Origin of the sequence: Flavobacterium granuli, from assembly GCF_900129705.1 — a bacterium.
GTDB classification, from domain to species: domain Bacteria; phylum Bacteroidota; class Bacteroidia; order Flavobacteriales; family Flavobacteriaceae; genus Flavobacterium; species Flavobacterium granuli.
Genome location: NZ_FQWO01000001.1, coordinates 606,752 through 629,089, shown reverse-complemented (window position 1 = coordinate 629,089; position 22,338 = coordinate 606,752). Strand labels below are relative to the sequence as shown.

The window sequence follows — 22,338 nt, the reverse complement described above, 5'->3', positions numbered from 1 at the left end:
TCTTTCGAAGTCATTTACGCATTATCAAAAAGGGCGGGAATTGAAAAAGATATTAGTTTGAGTAATCTTAGAAAGACTTATTTAACATGGGTAAATCAAGTAATGAATAAGGATACTAAAATTTTGTCGTCCCATTCAGCGGACGGTGTTCTAAAAGAGTATTATTTGGATCCAACAGTTTTGTCAGCAATCGAAAAAGGGGCGTTGGAAATTAAAATATTTGGGTAAATTTTAAACGGTGTAAACGAAGAACTAAATTTTGTTTACACCATTTTTTGCTTATATGTGGTAATAATTCTTATTCTTAATTTATAAAATACCTCACTCCGGAAATTTAAAGCCTATGTTTTCGGGACATGATCCCAATAACAAGCCCTTAAACAGTTGATGTTTAAGGGCTTGTTGCTGTAGCGAAGACGCGAGCTGAACCCCTGACCTCAGGGTTATGAATCTTGTAATATAAAGCTTATTAAATTACAAAATACAGCTTTATATTTGTTTAATTATTTTGAGAAAAAAGATTTTTGAGGGTTTTCCCGATTTCCTCACTGAAGTTCCTCAGTTGAGAAAAATTAATCTAGTTTCTCTAATTCTAAATTGTCAACTGCTAAAATCTTGTCAAGTATGTTTGTCTGATTAGGCGAAATATAGTTTTTAATTTCTGGTGTGTTTTCTTTTTTAAAAAGAAGATCCAAAGCATTATATAGCTTCAATAATACATCTTTATCTTGTTTTTCAATTTCTAAGGCTGTGTTAAAATTAAAAACGTAGTTATTGGAATTACGGACTTCTACTTTTATCGTTTTTGAAGTGATTTTAATTTTTACAATATCCATTTTTTGCATTACTTGTATGAAGACAAAGCTATGGCAATCTCCTTGTTCGGTCTAAAGTAGTTTCCTTCCTTCTCTAAATTGCTCGAACTCTTTACGCCATATATACAACTGTGGTGCTGTGACTCCCAACTCTCTGGCAAGTTCTGATACATTTGTTCTATCATAACTCAATTGAACGGCTTTTTCTTTAAAGCTTTGTCATAAATTTTGCGGACTTGTTTCATAGGCTAAAATTAAGATTATTTCTTAACTTTCTGTGATGGCTAAGTTAGCATGTCCATTTTTGTTATTAGCATTTTGTTTATAAAGATTTTACAGAAATAACAGAACCTTAATGTACTCTTCATAATGGAATAAAATGTGTGTTTTAATATTGTTCTCTAAATTTTGTTTGAATCAATGTATAAATTAAGCTTTTCTGTTCTTTGTTTTTTTATTTATTTTATCACTTGCAGTCAGAATATTAAATTTAAAAAATTAACGACATCAGAAGGTTTGTCAAACAATTCTGTTACTGATATTGTTAGTGATAAAAGTGGCGGATTATGGATTGCTACTTGGGATGGTTTAAATTTTTATGATGGTAATAAATTCACCGTCTATAAAGAAGAGTTAGATAAATCCAATTCTATTATAGGGAATATGGTTGTCAAACTATTAAAAGATAAAAAAAACACTATTTGGGCACTGACAGATCGATCCGTTTGTGCGTATTTAGGAAATCATAAATTTAAAAATTATCTCTTTAAAGAAACTCCATCAGCTTTATTTTTATCAGAGTCAGGTCAGCTAACTATTAAAATTAAAAATGCTTTTTATCAATTTAAAGACGGAAAATTCTATTTCACTAAAAAAAAGCAAACAGAAACACTAGACACTAATGGAAGTCTTAAAAAGATATTGTATTCAAAATATCCGGATGTAATTATTAATGATGTTTTACGAGACGCACACGGTTCTATTTGGTATGCTACAAGGCGTAATGGCCTATATATAATTCCTAATACAGCCTCTAATCTAAACAATAATTACATTGAGCATTATGCCTATGATCTATATTCTCCTTATAGTTTTAACAGTAATGAAATAGAAAAATTATTTCAAGATGATTTTGGAAATGTTTGGTTAGGCCATAAAGATGGTGGGTTAAGTATGAGTTATAAAGGGTCTGAACTAATAACTACTGTTGTTCCTCATCCAGAAAAAAACCCTCATTTGCCGAACGAAACTATTAGAGCAATTACATTAGATCCTGGTAATGCTATCTGGATTGGGTATTACAATCAAGGATTGTATTACTATAGCAATAGTGCTAAATGTTATCAAAAATATCCTATTGCCGAGAGTAAGCTAAATACAAATTGGGACCGAGTTAGGAGTTTGTTTACATCTTCTGAAGGATCAATATGGGTGGGAACTTATGCAGGTTTAATTAGAATAAAAAATGGCAAATACACTTTATACGAGCAGGGAAAATTAAAGCATTTTCCTGTAGGGAGAAATTATTCTATTTATGAAGATCATAAAGAGCAGTTGTGGATAGCTTGCTGGGGAGGATTGGCTAAATTTAATTTAAAAACAGCTGCTTTTGAGCCTTTTGTAAGCCAAGCCTTGTTTAATAAAATTCATATTAGAAAAGTTGAAGTCTATAATAACCAAGTAGTAATAGGTACTGAGAACAGTGGATTGATAATACTGGATTTGACTACTGGTAAAATAAAAAAGATAACAACTGCAAATGGAATTTTAGGAAATAGTGTTTACTCTTTATACAAAGACAGTAAGACAAATTATTTTTGGATCGCTACACTGGGTGGGATTAGCGTTTATGATTTAGCTAAGAACCAAATTGTAAAAAATATTACAGAAAATGAGGGTTTGCCAAGCCATATGGTTTATGGTTTAATGCTCAATAATAATAGTTTCTGGGTAAGCACTACTAAAGGAATTGCGACTATAGATAGAAATAATTATAAAGTAACAAGTTTTAATCCTCATGAAGGCTGGCAGGGAGCTGAATTCTCTGAAGGGGCTTATTATCAAGACAAGAAAGGAATGTTGTTTTTTGGCGGGATTAGTGGTTTAAATTATTTTCAGCCCAGCTCGATGAGTTTTAATAAAACTTTTCCAAAACTAAAAATCACCATCGATGATGATGAAAATTATGGAACAAGATTAGTTAAAGAGTATTCAAAAAATAGTTTAAAACTAGGAATCATTCCTATTTCATTTACTGATTATTCAAATAATAATGTACTCTATAAGCTTGTAGGATATGATGATGACTGGAAAAAACTACAATCGCTAACACCTATACAATACAAAGATCTTCCTCCTGGCGATTACAAACTCTTGGTAAAAAATCAATACGAACAAAAATCTAAAGGAGATGTAAAATTACAACTCACTATTAGGAGCCCTTTTTACGGAACATTTTGGTTCTCTATTTTTTTAGTCCTTTTAGTTTTAATTGGGATTATTTACCTAGTGATTCAAAAAAACAGAAGTGTTCTGAGGTACCAAGAAAAGCTAGAAAAGCAAATTCAAGAACGTACTGAAATCATCAATCAACAAAAGAATAATTTGATAGTTAATAATAAAGAATTAGATGAAAAGAATAGAGAAATTCTAATTCAAAAAGAGAAATTATTAAAGATACATCATAATCTTAAAAATCAAGATTTTGAAATTGATAAATTTAAGATTTTTGTACTTTCTGAATTTCAAGATCCTTTATATGAACTTATAGAAAGTTTAAATAAAATACAAGATAATCAGTCTGTTAGAAATCAATTATTAGCACAATCAGGAAGATTACTTAATTTAATTTCTGAGTGGAACTATTTAGATTTTGCAAAAGACATTGGGAATCAAAAAATGGTTTCAGTTTATTTATTTCCAGTTATTAAAGGATTAATAAATGGATTAAAATTAAACCTGGAAAAAGTTCAAATTAATTTAAATTATAAGATTGATAATGCTATTTCATGGGTAGAAATAGATGTTCTTAGATTTAAATTATTCTTTCAATATATGTTTAATGATATTATAAAATATTCAGAATCAGGAAGCGATATAGGAATCGATATTGTAATTAAAGAGGAGAAACTGAAAATAAGTATTAGAAGTAATAGTACAGTTTTAAAAAATAATTTTTATAATGTAAATCAATATAGTCCTTATTTTAAAGCGTCTCAGGTTTTAATAACAGATATGGAAGCTTCGTTTAAAGCTCATAATGAAGGGGAATATTTTGAAATAGTTGTAGCGATACCTATAAACGTCATAGATCAGTCCAATATTGCAGGGATTGAGGCTGTATTTTGGAAACATTTAGAACTAGAGAATCACTTATCAGCAGACAAAAATAATATTTTGATTCTGAGTCAGGAAACTGATTTTTCGATGGTGAAACAATTGCTTGATAATTCAGAAAATAATTTAATATTTGAGAGTAACGAGGCTGCTTTAAGTTCAGCTATTCGTCATGTCAATATAGATGTTCTGGTTTTGTATAATATGGCGTTCACAAATTTATTAATTGATTTTTTAAATACGATTAATGAAGAAAATAGTAGAATAAATATTCCGGTCATATACATATCGGAACGTATCGACTATTCTTTGCACGAGCAAACTATCGAGATGGGAATCGATTCGGTGATACAATTGCCCGCTAGTGCGTCCTATATTCAAAAGAGAATTCTGAAACTTTTAAATAATAAAAAGGAAAGTAGCAGTAGTGATAAACCCAAATTTGACTTTTTCAATTTCACGATTGAGGATTGTAATGTGCTATCTCCCAATGAAAAATTGATAAAGAAGGGATTAGAAATCATCAAAGAAGAATTGCACAACCCTTCATTTAATGTAGAGGCTCTATTTGAACAATTAGAAATTTCAAGAATAAAATGCTATCGTATTTTTAAGGAAGTATTAAAACAATCTCCTTCAGATGTTATCATTAGCCTTAGACTTCAAAAGGCAGAAATTTTGTTGAAAAATAAAAATCTGAACATCTCTGAAATTAGTTTTGAATGTGGTTTCAATGATCCTAAATACTTTAGTAGAATGTTCAAAAAACATTTTGGAACCAGCCCTAAAACCTTTAGGAATAATACTACTCAATCTGTTTAAAGCAAAAAGATTTTTAAAATTTGGGCTTAAGCCAAGAAAGACTTTTAGTATTACTATTCAAGTGTGTTATACAGGACAAACGCATGAGTTTTAAAAAGACCGCAGATTACTTCGCCTATGCGCTATAGCTTGGGTAGCAGATTTTTTTTTAAACTTAATTTTTTAGATTTTAAAAATACTAATTTGTGTAATTCCACTAAAAAGAACTATTTGCTTGCAGGAATTTTTTATTAAAATTAGCGAATCAGTGGTAAAAACAACTCAGGTATTTACCACGCTGTGTTATATTGAATTTACTTCACTTTGTTATCAAGTTTTAGGCTTCTATTTTCAGGAATAATCAGGAAAATGCTTCCTTCTTAGTTGGGTTTAATTTATAAAAGCACTTTTATCAGATTGTTTTTTGCATCAGCAATATTAAAGCAGGATTAGTTAAATGTTAGCTCAGTGTAAATGAAATATTTGTACTCTTAAAAGGTCTTTATAGTAGCCTAATTTGATACAATAATACGACTTGATGAACGATATGTCCAATTCCCACATAGGGTCTTTATATACTTTTGAACAGAACTTCTAATTAACAAATTGAAATGAAAAAGACTTACTTATTACTATTATTTAGTTTTGGTTGCTTTTATATGTCGTTTGCCCAAACGACTATAAAAGGGAAAGTAACATCTAAAACAGATGGATCCCCAATTCCGGGAGTTACTGTTACAGTAAATGAACAAAAACAAAATGCCATCTCAACCGATTTTGATGGGAATTACGCTATTACAGTAAAAGAGAAACAAGGAAAATTAGTATTTACCTCTATTGGATATAAAAAACTTGAAATTCCTTTTGGTGGAAATCAAACTATTAATATTAGCTTGGAGGACGAAGTTAATAGCTTAGACGAAGTTGTTTTGATAGGATACGGTTCTTCCAAAAAAAGAAATATTACTTCAGCAATTGCTTCTGTTGATAATATTGAAAGTATTTCAAGTAGACCGGTATCAACCTTAAATGACTTTTTGCAAGGTAGTGTGGCTGGTGTTACTGTGATGCAACAAGGAGGAGATCCATCGCAAACGAGTAATATCGTAATTCGTGGATATGGTTCCTTTGCTAATGAAAAACCTTTAACCGTTGTGGATGGCTTACCGTATTATGGGCCACCTATTAACCCGGTCGATATTAAATCGGTTTCTATTTTGAAAGATGCCGCTGCGGCTGCAATTTATGGAGCACAAGCTTCCTCCGGGGTTATTGTAATTGAAACTAAAAACGGGAAAGTTGGAAAACCAAGTATCAATTTTGATTTTTACAGCGGATTGCAATCAGTTACAAATTTGCCAACAGCTTTAAATGCTCAACAGCAAGCCGATGTTTACAATCAAGCCGCTGATAATGGGGGTAGTCCAAGACAATCAGCACATAATGCACAACAAAATCCTTGGGGACAAATTACAAGAACAAATTGGGTTGACAAAATTTTCAAAACTGCTGCAGTTTACAATGCCAATTTCAATATTAGTGGTGCATCAGATAATGTAAACTACATGACCTCGGTAGGATACAATAAAAAAGAAGGTGCTTTGTTAGGTACTTTTTCAGAGCGCTTTTCCTTTAGAGAAAAAACAGATATTAAATTATCAGACAAGATTAAAATAGGACAAAATGTCTATTTTTCTAGAACTGAGGCTGTAGGTACCGATACTAATAGCGGTTATTCAGGAGCAATTATTAATGCATTATATATGCCATCTGCAGCTCCTGTTTATGATGCTGATGGGAAATTTAGTGGTGTAACTCCACAAAATCTTTCTCAGTTTGCAGGAGCTTACGGTGATGTTTATAACCCAGTGGCGTTATTATTGAGACCAACAACGACTAACCCTACAAGCTTTATTAATGCCAATGCTTATTTTAATTATAATATAATTGATGGACTTTCTTTTAAATCTAATTTTGGCTACAGCTATACTAATGATAAATACAAACGTTTTTCTCCAAGAATACCTGAATTAGGGAGAACTAACTTAAATAATTTTTTATACCAAAGTGGTGCAGATACCAATCGTTGGGTTTGGGATAATCAGTTAACCTATTCTAAAAGTTTTAATGATCACCATTTAGATGTAACGGCTATTCAATCGGCTCAGTTTACTAAGTATGAATATCTTTTTGAACAAGGAGAAGGTTTTGGGAATGAAGAGCCATTTAATCAATATTTATCTAATGCATCAGTAATTCGAATTCCTCAAACCGATGTTTATGAAGATGCTTTAGCCTCTACAATAGGAAGAGTAATGTATAATTATAGTAATAAATACTTCTTGTCTGTCAGTATGCGTAGAGATCAAACATCTCGTTTGGCTAAAGGAAATCAAGCCGATTATTTTCCATCAACTTCTTTAGGATGGAGAATTTCAGATGAAAAGTTCTTTAAAATTCCGGTTATCAATGATTTGAAATTGAGAGCTTCATGGGGACAAATAGGAAATATTAATTCGGTAGGATATTACTCTTTTGATGTGCCTTTAAATACAACAACCGTAGTTCTCGGAGAAAATGGAAAATTAGATTACAAAGGGACCTATGCAGGGAGACAATCAAACCCGAATTTAAAATGGGAAATTTCAGAATCACTTGACTTTGGTCTAGATGCAAGTTTATTTAACAATAAATTATCTCTTACAGCTGATTATTTTGAAAAGACAACTAAAGGAATGATTATTCCGGGATTAGAAGATTCACACCAAGGTACAATAGCAGCTGACGTAAATGGTGGAGAAGTGAAAAATACAGGCTTTGAATTTGGTATTGGTTATAAAGTTAAATCAGGAGATTTTACTTATTCAATCAATGCTAATGCAAGTTTGCTTGATAACAAGTTAATAAACTTAGATGGATACAATAGTAGTGGAATTGATTACATAGCACATTCTGATAATGTGAGAAGTATTTTAACTCCATACAGATCAATTGTGGGAAAAGAATTATATTCAACATACTTAATCCCATATATGGGTATATTTCAATCCCAAGCAGAAATTGAGGCTTATAAAAAAGATGGAAAGCTGATTCAGCCTAATGCCGTTCCAGGAGATTTTAAATTTCAGGACACAAACAATGATGGTAAAATAGATAATAATGACCGTGCATTTATGGCGAGTTATTTACCTGACGTTACGTATAATCTGAATTTAAATTTTGCCTATAAAAGCTTTGACTTAGGAATGATTTTTCAAGGTGTAGCTGGTGTAAAAGCTTTCAATGGGTATAAATATACTACCTATAATGCATCGCTTCAAGGATACAACTTAGATAATAGAGTTTTGGATTCTTGGACTCCTACAAATACCAATACCAATTTGCCAAGGATTTCGACTAAAGATGATAATCAAAACTTTGGAACTACATCAAGCTGGTATTTAGAAGATGCTTCTTATGTAAGACTGAAAAATGTAACATTAGGCTATACACTTCCAAAAAGTGTTATGGGATCAAGTGTTAAAGATCCATTCTTAAGAGTTTATCTTTCTGCTGAGAATTTATTTACCATTACACCTTACAGTGGTATTGACCCAGAAGTGGGCGGAAAAGGACTTGATGTAGGTAAATATCCAGTTTCCAGAACAATAACCATGGGATTATCATTATCACTATAATTATTTAAAAGAAAAAAAAATGAATAAAAAAGTTTTAAAACTCGCTATACTAGTTTGTTTTGCTCCATTGATGGGATTAGTTTCTTGCTCAAATGAGTTTACAAATTTAGATCCTAAAGGAAGTACTTCTAATGTCAATTTCTGGAAAACTGAGCAAGATGCTGTTGAGGCAGTAAACAGTATCTATTTCTATATGAAAGATGAAGATATGTTCGCAAGAGGATATTTCTGGTACATTAATGCTTCTGATGATATGGTTACCGGTAGAATTAACTCACAAGCAGACAATATAAAAAGCTTTAAAATTAAAGGTACCGAAGGATATACTTCATGGATGTACCCTCAGAGTTATAAAGTGATTCGTCGTGCTAATGATGTACTTAGACATGTTCCTAAGATGAATGTTGAGCAAAAGCTTAAAAACAGATTGTTAGGAGAGGCTTATTTTATGAGAGCATTTCATTATTTCTGGTTAGCTCATACCTATGGCGATAATGGTTCAAATGGTGGAGTACCTATTATCACCGAAGCCAATATGGATGAACCGGCAGGAAGTTTTAAACGACCAAAGAGCGTAGCAGATAATTACGCTCAAATTGTCGAAGACTTAACTAAAGCAGCTGAGTTATTGCCCTTGTATACCGAGTATTCATCTGCGAATTTAGGTAGAGCGCATAAAGATGCTGCCTTGGCTTATATTGCTAAAACATACTTATACTGGGCTCAATTTGATAATACGAAGTATGCAGAAGCTGTTAAATACTGCGATGCTGTAACCAATTCAGGATCTGGAAGAGCTTTGATCGATACGAATAATCCGCAACAAGATTATAGATTGTTGCACAGTCATCTTAACAATTGGACCAGTGAATACATTTGGTCAGTTGACTCTGGAGTAGAAGGAGGAAGTAAATTGCCCGGAGTAATGTTAGAAAATAAAGGTTGGGGTAAATACAATGGTTGGGGATATTATACGCCAACTGAAAGTTTATACCAAGAATTTGAAGCAAATGATGTCAGAAGAGGAGTGACTATTTTAAATTTTGGAGATGAGTTTGGTTATTTTGGAGCAAAAAAGAAATACCAATCTGAGAATTCATTATCCGGTTTTCAATTCAATAAGTATATGTATGAATACCAATTTGAAAACCCAATAGGGGTGTATATTAATTCTAATGGTGATGCTCCTACAACAGTGTATAATGTACCCCTTATGCGCTATGCCGAGATTCTTTTGATCAAATCAGAAGCATTAATTATGCAAGGTAAAAATGGGGACGCACCTTTAAATCAGGTTAGAGATAGAGCGGGGCTTCCTGCCGTTACTAATGCAACCATGGTAAATCTTAAGCATGAAAGAAGAGTGGAACTTGCGGGAGAATTTGCTAACAGACACTTTGATTTAGTGCGTTGGGGAGATGCTCAGGAAGTGTATAGCAAGCCACTTTATGGTAGAATACATACAGACAGATCTAATCCAGATTCGCCATATAATCTTAAAGTGGTTTGGCCTGCAAGAAATTTCAATCCTAATCATATGAATGTTTGGCCAATACCAACTTCAGTAATTACATCATCTGGTATTCCTCAAAATGTAGGATGGTAGTGGTTGTTATATAATATTTTGTTTAGTTTATTTTCAATTAAGAGAAGGTGCTTTTTTAAAGTATCTTCTCTTTTAACAATTAAAAATTTCATGTTAAAATCATATAAAATTAATTTTTTCTTATTTCTTTTTCTGCTAGCGTCTATTTCTGTATCAAGTCAAAATTCGAAAAACTACAAGATTCATTCACACAATGATTATGAGCAGGATGTTCCTTTCTGGAATGCCACCAGTAATAAATTACAGTCTATTGAAGCGGATATTTTTTTTAAAAACAATACCTTGTATGTTACCCATAGTGAGAATGACATTATCGAAAACAGAACTATTGAAAGTTTATATTTAATCCCTTTAACTCAAAGCAAGCAATTGCATCTAGGGACATCTTATCCATTACAACTGCTAATCGATATAAAGTCGGAGGCTTATAGTACATTAAATGCATTAATTAAGAGTTTAAAAAAATATCCATCGATTATAAACGATCCTTCAATTTCTATTGTCATATCAGGTAACCGACCTAAAGTAACCGATTATAAAAATTTCCCAGCTTATATTAAGTTTGATTATCAAGAGGATATTAAGAATCCTATTAGTAAAGATGCTTGGAGCAAAGTTGCTATTGTGAGTTATGACTTTAAGAATTTTTCTACATGGAATGGGAAAGGACGCTTAACAAATGACGATTATACTAAGATTAAATCAATCGTAAATCAAGTACATGCATTGGGTAAACCAGTTCGTTTTTGGGGAGTTCATGATTCAAAGACCACTTGGAAAACCTTTGTAGATTTGGGAATAGATTTTATCAATACAGACCAGCCCTATCAGTGTGCGCAATATTTAAATTCTTTAAGCAAGAGAACCTATACCAATACTATTTTTTCAGAGGTATATACACCTAGTTTTGTTTCAGATCAAAAAGATACTGCAATAGATAATATTATATTATTAATTGGAGATGGAAACGGCTTATCACAAATATCATCGGCCGTTCTAGCCAATAATGGAAAGCTTACGCTTACCCAGTTAAGGAGTATTGGTTTTTTAAAAACACAATCTGCAGATGACTTTATAACTGACTCAGCTGCAGCAGGAACAGCTTTGGCTACTGGGGTAAAAACACATAATAGAGCTATAGGAGTAGATGAAAACGATAGAGAATTGGAGAATCTTGCTGAAATTTTATATAAAAAAAATTACGCTACAGGATGTATAACTACCGATGATATCACGGGGGCGACACCAGCAGCTTTTTACGCACATCAAGTAGATCGAGCCATGACTTCTGAGATTGCCGGTGATTTACTTAAAAGTAATTTGAATTTGATGATAGGAGGGGAAAAGAGAGATTTTGGAACTAGTTTAGAAAATACTAACTATTCCGTATTATCCTCTTTAGAAGAAATAAAGAATACTAAGGAAGAGAAAGTGCTGTATTTCCTTTCAGACAAAGGAGTATCTTCTGTTTTATCGGGTCGTGGAAATCAATTAGCAGAAGCAACAGCAAGTGGATTAACTTATTTAAAGAGTAAAAATAAACCATTTTTTTTAATGGTTGAAGGTGCGCAAATTGATAGTTATGGACATCAAAATAATGTACCGGGGATTATTTCTGAAGGAGTAGATTTTGACAGAGCCATTACCGAAGCCGTTAAATTTGCAGATCAAAACCCAAGAACATTAGTTATTGTAACAGCTGATCATGAAACCTCAGGATTTTCTATTTCTCAAGGCGATGCTGCTAAACATGAAATTGAAGGCGATTTTATTACTGACGACCATACTGGAACTATGGTGCCACTATTTGCTTACGGACCGCAATCTAATAAATTCACCGGCGTGTATGAAAATAATGAATTGTTCTACAAAATTCTTGAAGTATTAAAAATTAAGAAATAAAAGCATGTATAAAATAGTTTTAAATTTTGCCCTACTGCTAAGTTGTACTTTTACTTTTTCTCAGTCACAAAGCAAAGTCTCGGGAGTCGTGTTTGTAGATGGCAATAAAAATAGTATTCAAGACAAAGGGGAACAGGCCTTGCCAAATGTTTTAATTTCTAATGGAAAAGATTTTGTCAAGACAGATAAAGAAGGTCGATATAGTATAAAAAAGGTAGACGGAAATACCGTTTTTCTGATTAAGCCAGCAGATTATATCTCGCCCGTAAACAAACAAAATAGTGTCTTGTTTTATGTGCCCTTTGACCAAGTGAAACAGGTAGATACCTATAACTTTCCGTTAATTCCTCATCAAGAAAAAAAGGACTTAAAAATTGCTTTGTTGGGCGATACTCAGGTAGATGTTATGGATGATGTTTATCATGTTGGGAAATTAGTTACCGAAGAATTGATAGATAAAGACCTTGATTTTATAGTTCCCTTAGGTGATCTTTCTTTTGATAATTTGAATATTTTCAAACCTTTATCCGAAACTTTAGGGCTCATAGGAGCTCCGGTTTTTTACACCATAGGCAATCACGATTTGAATTTTAAGCAAACGGCTTTCATGGATAGAGACAAAAGCTTTGAAAGAATATTTGGACCTTCTTATTATGCTTTTGAATATGGGAAACAATTATTTTTAGTACTTAATAATATTTATCCAATAAATGAAAAAGATTACAAAGGAAGGCTAGATGAAATGCAATTAGAATTTGTCAAACATTTAATCGAATTAGAAAAGGATAATTTTGATTCGATAAATATATTCATGCACATCCCTTTAGAGGAAATGGAAGATAGAGATGAGATTATCACAATTTTGAAACCATTCAAAAATGTATTTATAGGTGCGGGACATACGCATACTCAATATCACAAATATTTTGAAAGAGAAAAGCAGCCTCCAGTCCATGAGTTAGTTGCTGGGGCTGTATGTGGAGCATGGTGGCAAGGACCACATGATATAGATCAAATTCCATTTTCTTTAATGTATGATGGTACACCGAAAGGATATTGGTTTCTGAGAATGAATGAAAATACATATAAATTAGACTACAAAGTTTCTGGAGCGGCAGAGAATAAACAAATGGATATAACTTTACCGCAAGAGAACGAGTGGGATACAACATTAAATTTTTTAAATGATAATTTTATTTATGCAAATGTTTTTGCAGCAGATGAATCAACTAAGGTATCTATAAGTTTTGATGGAGGAGAGTGGATTGATATGATTAAGTTTGAAGGAATATCTCCTAGGTTACAAAAATTATATTTTTTACAAAGTTTAGGTAGGTTTGATAGTTTAAATATATCAAGAATTTCAAAACCGGAAACCATAAGTAATCATTTATGGAGAATAATGAAACCTATTGGTTTGTTGCCGGGTGCACACAGTGTGAAGATTAAAGCGATTAGCAAGAAATTAAATTTTGAAGCTTTTGGAAACACAGTTTTGTGGGTTAAATGATGAAGATCATGTCAAAAGAGGACTTTTTATTCACTTTTTAAATCATAAAAATTTCAAACTTAAATCTGGCGAAAAATACTAGGTGAAAGTTGTCGGGAAGTTTGCAAGCGTATAACTTTAAACTATTTTAACCCGTTAGGTTTAATAATTAAAAAAGACATTGGTAGTTTTTTTCGACGAAAATTACTCGAGCTGAGGATAACTGTCATCAAAAACTAATTACCCCCAACGGCTTAATATTAATCTAGTTTAAAAAAAATAATTGGTTTTGTAAGCATTTGTAAAAAATAATGAAAAGTATATTGTCTATAACTATATAAAAAATAAAATGAAAAAAATCTTATTATTATTATTATTGCTGATTTTTAAGGGTATTTTATCCCATGCACAACAAGCAGAAAACATCATTATCATCACGACCGACGGATTGAGATGGCAGGAACTCTTTGAGGGAATGGATGCGGCGATTGCCAAAGACCGAAAATTCAACCAAGGGGACAGCACTTATATTTTTAAAAAATTCTGGAGTGAGAATGTCAACGAACGCAGAGAGAAATTGATGCCTTTTATCTGGTCAGAAGTTGCTTCAAAAGGGCAATTGTACGGGAACAGAAATTTTGAGAATAAGGTAAATAATGCCAATCCACATTGGTTCAGTTATCCGGGTTATAGCGAAATAATGACCGGTTATGGTGATCCGGCCATTAATTCGAATGAGTATGAAGCTAATCCCCATGTAACCCTATTGGAGTTTTTAAACCAGCAGCCCAAACTGAAGGGGAAAGTAGCCGCTTTTGGTGCTTGGGAAGCATTTGACAGAATTTTAAATGAAAAACGAAGCGGCATACCGGTAGTTTCGGCTTTTGATAAAGTAGGAGGCGATAATCCAACTGTCCAACAAAAACTGATCAATAGCATGCTCGCAGACTCTTATAAACCTTGGCGTACAGACGAATGTTTTGATGTGTTTACACAATACGAAGCTATGGAGGAATTGAAAGTGAATAAGCCGAAGGTATTGTATGTTGCTTTTGGAGAAACAGATGAATGGGCACATTCGGGCCAATACCGTTCTTATTTGGATGCAGCTCATCAGGTTGATGCTTGGGTTAAACAAATTTGGGATTTCGTGCAAAATGACCCCAAGTATAAGAATAAGACGGCTCTGTTCTTTACGACAGATCATGGTCGAGGGGATAAAATAAAAGAGGAGTGGACCGATCACGGCAGTGATATTCAGGACGCATCTGAGATATGGTTAGCTGCTATGGGTACTGGAATTAGTGCCAAAGGAGAAATAAAAACGGAAGGACAGCTCTATCAACAGCAGTTCGCTCAAACCATTGCTAAACTAATGGGCTATACTTTTAAGGCTGAGCATCCTATAGCTAAAGAAATAACAGAAGTATTGAAATAATAACCGTTATTTAGATCCCAAACTTTCATCGCTGATAGAAAAAGGGGCTTTGGAAATTAAAATATTGGGGTAAAAACCGAAAAGGTATAAATGAAAACTACATATCATTTGTACCTTTTCTGCTTAATGGCTATTAATGTTTTTATTTTGATTTGTAGTATCCCTCACTTGATTGTCCATTTTTATAGGACAAATTGAACTCATTAAGCCACAATAAACTAATGTTTTAAAAAGCCTTTAATTGCAAGAAAATATATGAATTTCTACTTTTTGAAGCATAGATATAGTAGAGATATAGCACAGATATAGTATAGATATAGTACAGATATAGCATAGATAGTATATGACTGAAGTATCAAAACAAAACACTAAAGAGGAGTCAACCTAAGCACTAAAAAAACACTTATCGAATTCCTACAACGAAAATACTTAAGACTGATAGGAATAATTAGAAAATCAGAAGCTTTTAAATCATAATTCAGAGGAAGGAGGGGGAGGAATGTTGAATTTATTCTTTTTAGACCAACTAATAGTTATGCCTAATTTTTCTAGCTTCACAGGTTTTTGCATTAATCCGATTGGAAGTCTGGATTTTCAAAATAGAATCCCAATAAAAAACCCTTAAACAGTTGATGTTTAAGGGTTTGTTTCTGTAGCGAAGACGGGAGTTGAACCCGTGACCTCAGGGTTATGAATCCTGCGCTCTAACCAACTGAGCTACCTCGCCAAATGCTTTCAAATAGTACTGCCTTGATTGCGGGTGCAAATATATAAATTATATTAAAGCGCACAAGCATATTTTGAAGAAAAAAAAATATTTTTGAAAACATTTTTTTTTCGGGCTTATTATCTATATATTCGAAAAAAATATATGTAGCACATGGATCAAAAAGTACGTTACGAAATCGAATTTCCTATAAATTCTTCTCCACAATTGTTATATCAATATATATCAACTCCTTCTGGTTTGTCAGAATGGTTTGCTGATAATGTAAATTCGCGAGGGGAGTTCTATACCTTTATATGGAACGATTCTGAGGAGAAAGCCAGGCTTGCTTCTAAAAAATCAGGAGAGAAAGTGAAATTTAGATGGGTAGACGGAAACGGAAAAGATACCGAATATTTTTTTGAGCTGCATATTTTAGTGGATGAGTTGACAAAAGACGTCTCTTTGATGGTTGTCGATTTTGCCGATAAAGATGAAGTTGATGAGGCATCATTGTTATGGGAAAATCAAATTTCAGACCTTAAACATCTTATTGGATCAGTATAGTAAAATTGTATTTTATGACTTACATTTGCCCTAAATCAAATTTAGGGCTTTTTTATGATTAATTTTAATGGGACTATTGTAGCTGAAGATGCTAATATATTGACAGAAAATCGTGCTTTTTTATATGCTGATGCTGTTTTTGAGACGGTAAAGATCGTCGATTCTAAAATTCTTTTTTTAGAAGATCATTATTTCAGACTTATGGCATCGATGAGGGTGGTCAGAATGGAAATTCCCATGAATTTTACGATGGAGTATTTGGAACAACAGATGCTTTCTTTGGTTCATCACAATGGAATATCCGACTCGGCTCGTGCCAGAATTACTGTTTTTAGAAATGATGGTGGGTATTATTTGCCTAAAACCCATACGGTTTCTTTTTTGGTTCACGCTATAGCTCTTGAAAACACTTTGTATTCATTTGACCAAAAGAAATATGAGGTGGATTTGTTTAAAGATTTTTATGTCACAAAGCAATTGCTGTCTTCTATAAAAACAACCAATAGAATTTTAAATATTACCGCGAGTATTTTTGCTGACGAGAATGGATTAGATAATTGTTTGTTGCTAAATGACAGTAAGAATGTGGTAGAGGCAATTCAAGGGAATGTTTTCATGCTGTTGGGGAATAAACTGATCACTCCCCCGGTTTCAGAAGGTTGTTTGAATGGTGTGATGAGAAAGCAAATTTTAGAATTAGCTAGAAAAACGGAAGGAATTGAAGTTGTTGAAGATGTAATTTCTCCATTTGATCTTCAAAAAGCCGATGAGTTATTTATTACAAATGTTATAAAAGGAATACAACCTATAAGCAAGTACCGAAAAAAAGAGTTTACAGATGTTTTGGCAACAGAATTATTGCAAAAATTAAACGCTCTAATAAGCTAAAATTTAGTTAAGATAAGGATTTTCGGGTGCATTAGACCAGATAAGATAATCACCGCCTAATTCCATGATCTGTTCTTTCCAAAAGTGGGTTGCTGATTTGCCTATGATTTTGTTTTCATAATTATTGGTTGCTACAATCCACGAGTTATCATGCATTTCAGTTTCCAATTGATTTTCGTCCCAGCCAGTATAGCCTAGGAAAAAACGAATGTTGTCTTTTTTTATTGCCCCGCTGTTGATAAGTATTTTGGCAGACTCAAAATCACCTCCCCAATATATTCCATTGGATATTTCGATGCTATTTGGAATTAAATCCGGGATGTTGTGAATAAAGTAAAGATTATCTTGTTCTACAGGACCACCGTTGTAAACTTTGAATTTAGCATTGATTTCAGGAATGATGTCATTTATTGTATATTTTAATGGTTTATTTATGATAAACCCTACGGAGCCTTGCTTGTCATGATCGGCTAATAAAATTACAGATCTATTAAATGATAAATCTCCAATTATAGAAGGCTCTGCTATAAGTAGTTGTCCTTTTTTTAATTTTTCTGAAATCATGGCGCTGTAATTTTTTAAATAAATATATAATAAATTTAAGAAAAACTATGAAAATAATCCAAATATAATCGTTTAAGTGTATAAAAAAACCCTCCATCAGGAAGGTTTTAATTATATTAGGTTTTGAAACTTTTGATTAGTTTACTGCCCCTTCTAATTCAGCACCAGCTTTGAATTTTACAACATTTTTCGCAGCGATTTGAATAGTTTTTCCTGTTTGAGGATTTCTACCGTCTCTGGCAGCTCTAGGAGAAACTGACCAAGATCCGAAACCTACTAGAGATACTCTTCCTCCTTTTTTCAAAGTACCACCTACGTTTCCTAAAAATGACTCTAAAGCTAATTTTGCAGCAGCCTTTGTGATTCCTGCGTCAGCAGCAATAGCATCGATTAATTCTGATTTGTTCATAATAAATAGTTGTTAAATGTTGGTTAAAAAAATTGTCAATACACAAATTTAGCAGGAAATACCTACCTCGCAAGCGTTTTCTTTTATTTTAGCTTGATTTGTTGATAACTTACTTTTTTTGTTCATAAAACAATACATATTTCTTATTATTTATAGCTATAGGCTGTTTTTAGAGGCTTTAAAAGACTTTTGCAGCCTCCGAAAAGGAGATTCCGTTTAATAGTTCCTGCGCAGTCATTCTCTTTTTACCGGGAAATTGTAAGCTTAAAATCTGTATAAATCCATCTTTCACTGCAATTTTCATTTCTTTTTTTGAGCTAATAATGCTGCCCACTTCGTGATCGTGATCTTCAAGGATTATTTTTGACTCATATATTTTTACGTTCCATTCTTCATTTTTATCAGAAAACATAGACCAAGCCGCGGGATATGGACTCAAACCTCTTATCAGGTTATTGATTTCTAAGGCTGATTTTGTCCAATCGATTTTGCAATTCTCTTTGTTGAGCTTGTATGCGGTCTTAATAGTTGCATCTTCTTTTTGAATAATGGGAGTTGCATTTCCTTTTTCAATCAGTGCTAAGGTGTCAACAACAGTCTGACTGCCTAAATTCATTAATCTATCGTGTAATTGTCCTGCATTTTCGTTTGGATCAATTTCGGTTTCTGAACTCAGAATCATCGCGCCGGTATCAATCTTATCGTCAATAAAGAAAGTGGTGACACCGGTTTTTGTTTCTCCATTTATTATAGCCCAGTTTATAGGCGCCGCGCCACGATAATTGGGAAGGAGAGATGCGTGAAGATTGAAGGTTCCTAATTTTGGCATTTCCCAAACCACTTTGGGCAACATTCGGAAGGCAACAACAATTTGTAAATTGGCGTTTAATGATTTTAATTCTTCCAGAAACGAATCCTCTTTTAGGTTCGTGGGTTGGAGTAATCTCAAGTTGTGTTTTAAGGCGTATTCTTTGACGGCTGAGTATTTTAATTTTTGCCCGCGTCCGGCTGGCTTGTCTGCTGCCGTGATAACGCCTACTACATCATAGTCGTTTTGAATTATGGTGTCTAGGATTCCAACCGCAAATTCCGGCGTTCCCATAAATACGATTCGTAATTTTTCCATTATATTTTTAAGGTGTATTTATTGTTCGGTTTAATTGTTATGCTTTCTCTTTCTACTAATTGCTGAATGACAAAGATAACATCCGCCGATTGATTATTTATTTTGTTTTGAATCTCTCTTGAATTTAAATCTTCTGTTTTTAATATTGAAATAATTTCTTTTGAAAGCTGATTAAAATTTGTCTTTTTATTTTTTTTAATGATACAATAGGAACAAATGCCACAATCTTCCTTTGTTTTTTCTCCAAAATAATCCAAAATTAATTTGCTCTTACAACTTTCTTTTTCGTTGATATAATTCAGTACAGATTTGAGTTGCTCTTTTTTTAATGCATTTTGATTCTCTAAATATTTAGCCACTCTATTGATGGTTCTTTCGTCTTCTCGTACTTCGTTAAAAGTCAACTTGGAATCATTGTTTTTCGAATGGTATTCGATAATGTCTCTTTCTTTTAATTTCTGTAAAACTCCCTGTATTTGCGCTTCTGTATGATTTGATTTTCTTGCAATTAAATCCAGATTAAAAGGGATGGGCATCTCGTAGATTCCGGGATAAGTGCGCAAAATAGTTAGAATAATTTCCTCGTCTTTTGGATTTAGACTCATATAGCGCATTACTTCTTTCGACGAAATAATAAACTGTAAAGTGATCTTTTCAGAGAATTCCTGTGACAAAGTAATGATTCCTTGTCTGTCCAAGAACTGCATGGCATTATACGTTTTTAAAACCGGAAACTTGTATTTCAGGCAGAATTGATTCAGGTTGAAAGAAAACTGTTCGTTTATTCCTTCGCCATAAGCAATCCGGAAGAAATTAGACAATTTGAGATAGACTTGATTAAGGAATTTTTTATCGGGAAGAATATGAATAAACTGATTTTCGGCCTGAATGATATCCGAAGGGCTGGTCAATAATACAGCAAATGCTTTTTCGCCGTTTCTTCCGGAACGTCCTGCTTCCTGATAATAATTTTCTAAATTCTCCGGCAGTTGAATGTGGATAACGGTTTTAACATCGGGTTTGTCAATTCCCATTCCAAAAGCATTGGTGGCAACAATTACCTGTGCTTCATTTTGCATCCAGAGTTGCATGTTTTTGTCTTTTTCTTTGGGTGTAAGTCCACCATGATAATAGGTAGATTTAAAACCCATAGATTGTAACTGGGACGACATGTCCAGACAGGATTTTCTATTTCGAACGTATATTATTGAAGATTGAGGATTTTTTTTCAAAATTTGCTCTATCCGGAAAAGTTTGTCTTCTACTTCAAAAACCATATAAGCGATATTGGATCGCGCAAAAGATTTTTGGAACAATTGCGGTTTTTGCAATCCCAATTCGTTGATGATGTCTTCTTTAACTTTTGGAGTTGCAGTGGCTGTTAAGGCTAAAAAAGGGGTTTTTGGAAAATGCGTTTTTAAGGTGGAAATTTTTAAATATGCCGGACGAAAATCATGCCCCCATTGGGAAACACAGTGCGCCTCGTCAATTGTTATTAGATTTATGGGAAGGTTTTTTATCCGGTCTAAAATCCAGTCAGACTGCAGGCGTTCCGGTGATAGATAGAGAAATTTATAATTTCCAAATTGGCAATTGTCCAGCAAATCAATCATTTCATCTGATTTGATTCCGCCGGTCAATGCAATGGCCTTGATGTTTCGCTGTTGCAAATTGGCAACCTGGTCTTTCATTAAGGCAACCAGAGGCGAAATGACCAAGCAAATTCCGTTGCTCATCATGGCCGGAATTTGAAAACAGATTGATTTCCCGCCACCTGTTGGCATCAAAGCAAAAGTGTCCTGACCGCTTAAAACAGAATCAATGATTTCATTTTGCAGTGATCTAAAACTGTCGTGTTTCCAGTATTTTTGGAGAATTTGTAATGCTTCAGACATCAATTTTGATTTTGAATTACAAATTGTGACTTAGGAATTGATGTTTCCTAATTCAGAATCCAAAATTTCTTAATTACTTAGAAATTTTGTCTAATATAAAAAGAATTCTGTTATCAAGGGTATCTTTAGGAACTTCGATGAGATCGTATCCGTAACCCTGATAGGTTTCTACAAGGTGGTTTTGGATTAATTTTGCTTGCTCATAATTTTCATAACGCGCTTCGTCACTTACATAAATTTCTTCCCAAGAAGGTAATATGAAAATTTTAGAATAGGTATGTTCTCTACAAATGGTGTCAAATGAGGTAGGGTAACTGTCTCCAATGTAGTGCATGTATGCTAAGACATCAGGAATCCCACGGTCAATAAACACGACATCATGAGGTTCATTTAACGCTTTTAGATATTGTTTTTTTCTTCCTTCTAATAGCAATTCACTAAACAATAAAGGTTTTTCAAGAAATAGTTGTTCTATGCCTTGTTTTTTTGCCTCCAGAGTCACCTCGCGGGAGATTTCAGGATAGCAACAAAATCCTCTGGCTGTTAGTCCATCTATGATTGTGGATTTTCCAGTTCCCGGTCCACCTATAATTACGATAATTTCTTTCTGCACTTTTTTGGAAAATAAGGCGCAAACTTACTCAAACTAATTGGAATTAGAAAAAATGATTGTCATTAAAACTATTGTTTTTGAAAAAAAATAATAATCCATAATTCGTAAATTACAATTGAAACAGTATCTTTGCTATAATTTTTAAATAAAAATGGATAAGAATACTCAAGAATTTTATGATAGATTAAAAACAGAGCTGGACATGAGTACTTCTTGGCCGGCAGAATATCTGTTTAAGTTTATTGTTCCTTCGGAAAATGATAATGTCGAACGTGTTGAGTTGGCTTTTGATTGTATGGGTGCTGTAATTAAAACAACAAAGTCAAGAACAGGTAAATTTACCAGTATATCTGTTGATGTTCAGATGAAAGATTCTCAAGAAGTAATTGCTAAGTATCAGGAAGTCTCCGTTATTGAAGGTATTATTTCACTATAATCAGTTTGTGCTTTTTTATTGTCCACATGCGTTTGTAAGAACGATAGTCTTCAACTTTGGCAACGAATCA

General features: G+C 33.1%; 16 protein-coding genes, 1 tRNA gene and 1 pseudogene. 10 read left to right on the top strand and 8 right to left on the bottom strand.

Annotated features, from left to right (window positions below):
• Positions 1-57: 57 nt before the first annotated feature.
• On the top strand, positions 58-228 hold the full coding sequence (locus BUB25_RS16555) for a hypothetical protein (protein ID WP_170066877.1): 171 nt from the start codon (positions 58-60) through the stop codon (positions 226-228).
• A gap of 344 nt (positions 229-572) precedes the next feature.
• Here BUB25_RS16555 and BUB25_RS02675 read toward each other — a convergent pair whose 3' ends face one another.
• Together BUB25_RS02675 and BUB25_RS16865 are read right to left on the bottom strand one after the other, a co-directional pair.
• A complete protein-coding gene (locus BUB25_RS02675; protein ID WP_072939806.1) occupies positions 573-836 on the bottom strand; it encodes a hypothetical protein in 264 nt (87 codons plus the stop codon).
• 51 nt (positions 837-887) lie between these two features.
• A pseudogene (locus BUB25_RS16865) lies at positions 888-1,019 on the bottom strand (helix-turn-helix domain-containing protein); the annotation flags it as partial.
• A gap of 312 nt (positions 1,020-1,331) precedes the next feature.
• Here BUB25_RS16865 and BUB25_RS02665 point away from each other — a divergent pair.
• From BUB25_RS02665 to BUB25_RS02640, 6 genes are all read left to right on the top strand, one after another.
• Positions 1,332-4,973, top strand: coding sequence for a two-component regulator propeller domain-containing protein (locus tag BUB25_RS02665; protein WP_170066876.1), 3,642 nt, complete (start codon positions 1,332-1,334; stop codon positions 4,971-4,973).
• Positions 4,974-5,563: 590 nt separating this feature from the next.
• Positions 5,564-8,629: a SusC/RagA family TonB-linked outer membrane protein gene (locus tag BUB25_RS02660; protein WP_072939420.1), complete on the top strand. Its 3,066-nt coding sequence runs from the start codon at positions 5,564-5,566 to the stop codon at positions 8,627-8,629.
• A 19-nt stretch (positions 8,630-8,648) separates the two neighbouring features.
• Positions 8,649-10,235, top strand: a complete 1,587-nt coding sequence (locus BUB25_RS02655; RefSeq protein ID WP_072939417.1) for a RagB/SusD family nutrient uptake outer membrane protein — start codon at positions 8,649-8,651, stop codon at positions 10,233-10,235.
• 90 nt (positions 10,236-10,325) lie between these two features.
• Positions 10,326-12,137 carry an alkaline phosphatase gene (locus BUB25_RS02650; protein ID WP_072939414.1) on the top strand — a complete coding sequence of 604 codons (1,812 nt, stop codon included), beginning with the start codon at positions 10,326-10,328 and terminating at the stop codon, positions 12,135-12,137.
• A gap of 4 nt (positions 12,138-12,141) precedes the next feature.
• Complete coding sequence (locus tag BUB25_RS02645) at positions 12,142-13,647, top strand: calcineurin-like phosphoesterase C-terminal domain-containing protein (protein ID WP_072939410.1); 1,506 nt, start codon at positions 12,142-12,144, stop codon at positions 13,645-13,647.
• 328 nt (positions 13,648-13,975) lie between these two features.
• Entirely contained in the window at positions 13,976-15,064 is a 1,089-nt protein-coding gene (locus BUB25_RS02640; RefSeq protein ID WP_072939407.1) for an alkaline phosphatase family protein, read from the top strand.
• Between the two features lie 653 nt (positions 15,065-15,717).
• Here the strand turns inward: BUB25_RS02640 and BUB25_RS02635 are convergent.
• Positions 15,718-15,791: transfer RNA gene (locus BUB25_RS02635), tRNA-Met, on the bottom strand.
• Positions 15,792-15,944: 153 nt separating this feature from the next.
• Between BUB25_RS02635 and BUB25_RS02630 the strand changes: the two genes are divergently transcribed.
• Positions 15,945-16,337 carry an START-like domain-containing protein gene (locus BUB25_RS02630; protein WP_072939403.1) on the top strand — a complete coding sequence of 131 codons (393 nt, stop codon included), beginning with the start codon at positions 15,945-15,947 and terminating at the stop codon, positions 16,335-16,337.
• 54 nt (positions 16,338-16,391) lie between these two features.
• Positions 16,392-17,225: an aminotransferase class IV gene (locus tag BUB25_RS02625; protein WP_072939400.1), complete on the top strand. Its 834-nt coding sequence runs from the start codon at positions 16,392-16,394 to the stop codon at positions 17,223-17,225.
• Positions 17,226-17,228: 3 nt separating this feature from the next.
• On the opposite strand, the gene BUB25_RS02620 is transcribed toward BUB25_RS02625, so the two are convergent.
• The 5 genes from BUB25_RS02620 to BUB25_RS02600 form a co-directional block, all read right to left on the bottom strand.
• Positions 17,229-17,789, bottom strand: a complete 561-nt coding sequence (locus BUB25_RS02620) for a YqgE/AlgH family protein (RefSeq protein WP_072939397.1) — start codon at positions 17,787-17,789, stop codon at positions 17,229-17,231.
• 136 nt (positions 17,790-17,925) lie between these two features.
• A complete protein-coding gene (locus BUB25_RS02615; protein ID WP_072939393.1) occupies positions 17,926-18,198 on the bottom strand; it encodes an HU family DNA-binding protein in 273 nt (90 codons plus the stop codon).
• A 178-nt stretch (positions 18,199-18,376) separates the two neighbouring features.
• On the bottom strand, positions 18,377-19,324 hold the full coding sequence (fmt, locus tag BUB25_RS02610) for a methionyl-tRNA formyltransferase (RefSeq protein ID WP_072939390.1): 948 nt from the start codon (positions 19,322-19,324) through the stop codon (positions 18,377-18,379).
• The gene (locus BUB25_RS02605) at positions 19,324-21,219 is read right to left on the bottom strand and encodes a RecQ family ATP-dependent DNA helicase (RefSeq protein ID WP_072939386.1); all 1,896 of its coding nucleotides are present in this window, start codon (positions 21,217-21,219) and stop codon (positions 19,324-19,326) included. Before BUB25_RS02605 ends, fmt begins: the two co-directional genes overlap by 1 nt.
• 73 nt (positions 21,220-21,292) lie before the next feature.
• Positions 21,293-21,832 (bottom strand): AAA family ATPase, encoded by a 540-nt coding sequence (locus tag BUB25_RS02600; RefSeq protein ID WP_072939383.1) that lies wholly within the window; start codon positions 21,830-21,832, stop codon positions 21,293-21,295.
• Between the two features lie 151 nt (positions 21,833-21,983).
• On the opposite strand from BUB25_RS02600, the gene BUB25_RS02595 reads away from it, so the two are divergent.
• Positions 21,984-22,268: a DUF493 family protein gene (locus BUB25_RS02595; RefSeq protein ID WP_106357397.1), complete on the top strand. Its 285-nt coding sequence runs from the start codon at positions 21,984-21,986 to the stop codon at positions 22,266-22,268.
• Positions 22,269-22,338: the final 70 nt, after the last annotated feature.

Excerpts from the sequence above, each read along its gene's own strand:
- BUB25_RS02675 (WP_072939806.1), bottom strand. The coding sequence starts at position 836 with ATGGATATTGTAAAAATTAAAATCACTTCAAAAACGATAAAAGTAGAA.
- BUB25_RS02660 (WP_072939420.1), top strand. The coding sequence starts at position 5,564 with ATGAAAAAGACTTACTTATTACTATTATTTAGTTTTGGTTGCTTTTAT.
- BUB25_RS02655 (WP_072939417.1), top strand. The coding sequence starts at position 8,649 with ATGAATAAAAAAGTTTTAAAACTCGCTATACTAGTTTGTTTTGCTCCA.
- BUB25_RS02650 (WP_072939414.1), top strand. The coding sequence starts at position 10,326 with ATGTTAAAATCATATAAAATTAATTTTTTCTTATTTCTTTTTCTGCTA.
- BUB25_RS02645 (WP_072939410.1), top strand. The coding sequence starts at position 12,142 with ATGTATAAAATAGTTTTAAATTTTGCCCTACTGCTAAGTTGTACTTTT.
- BUB25_RS02640 (WP_072939407.1), top strand. The coding sequence starts at position 13,976 with ATGAAAAAAATCTTATTATTATTATTATTGCTGATTTTTAAGGGTATT.
- BUB25_RS02630 (WP_072939403.1), top strand. The coding sequence starts at position 15,945 with ATGGATCAAAAAGTACGTTACGAAATCGAATTTCCTATAAATTCTTCT.
- BUB25_RS02625 (WP_072939400.1), top strand. The coding sequence starts at position 16,392 with ATGATTAATTTTAATGGGACTATTGTAGCTGAAGATGCTAATATATTG.
- BUB25_RS02620 (WP_072939397.1), bottom strand. The coding sequence starts at position 17,789 with ATGATTTCAGAAAAATTAAAAAAAGGACAACTACTTATAGCAGAGCCT.
- BUB25_RS02615 (WP_072939393.1), bottom strand. The coding sequence starts at position 18,198 with ATGAACAAATCAGAATTAATCGATGCTATTGCTGCTGACGCAGGAATC.
- fmt (WP_072939390.1), bottom strand. The coding sequence starts at position 19,324 with ATGGAAAAATTACGAATCGTATTTATGGGAACGCCGGAATTTGCGGTT.
- BUB25_RS02605 (WP_072939386.1), bottom strand. The coding sequence starts at position 21,219 with ATGTCTGAAGCATTACAAATTCTCCAAAAATACTGGAAACACGACAGT.
- BUB25_RS02595 (WP_106357397.1), top strand. The coding sequence starts at position 21,984 with ATGGATAAGAATACTCAAGAATTTTATGATAGATTAAAAACAGAGCTG.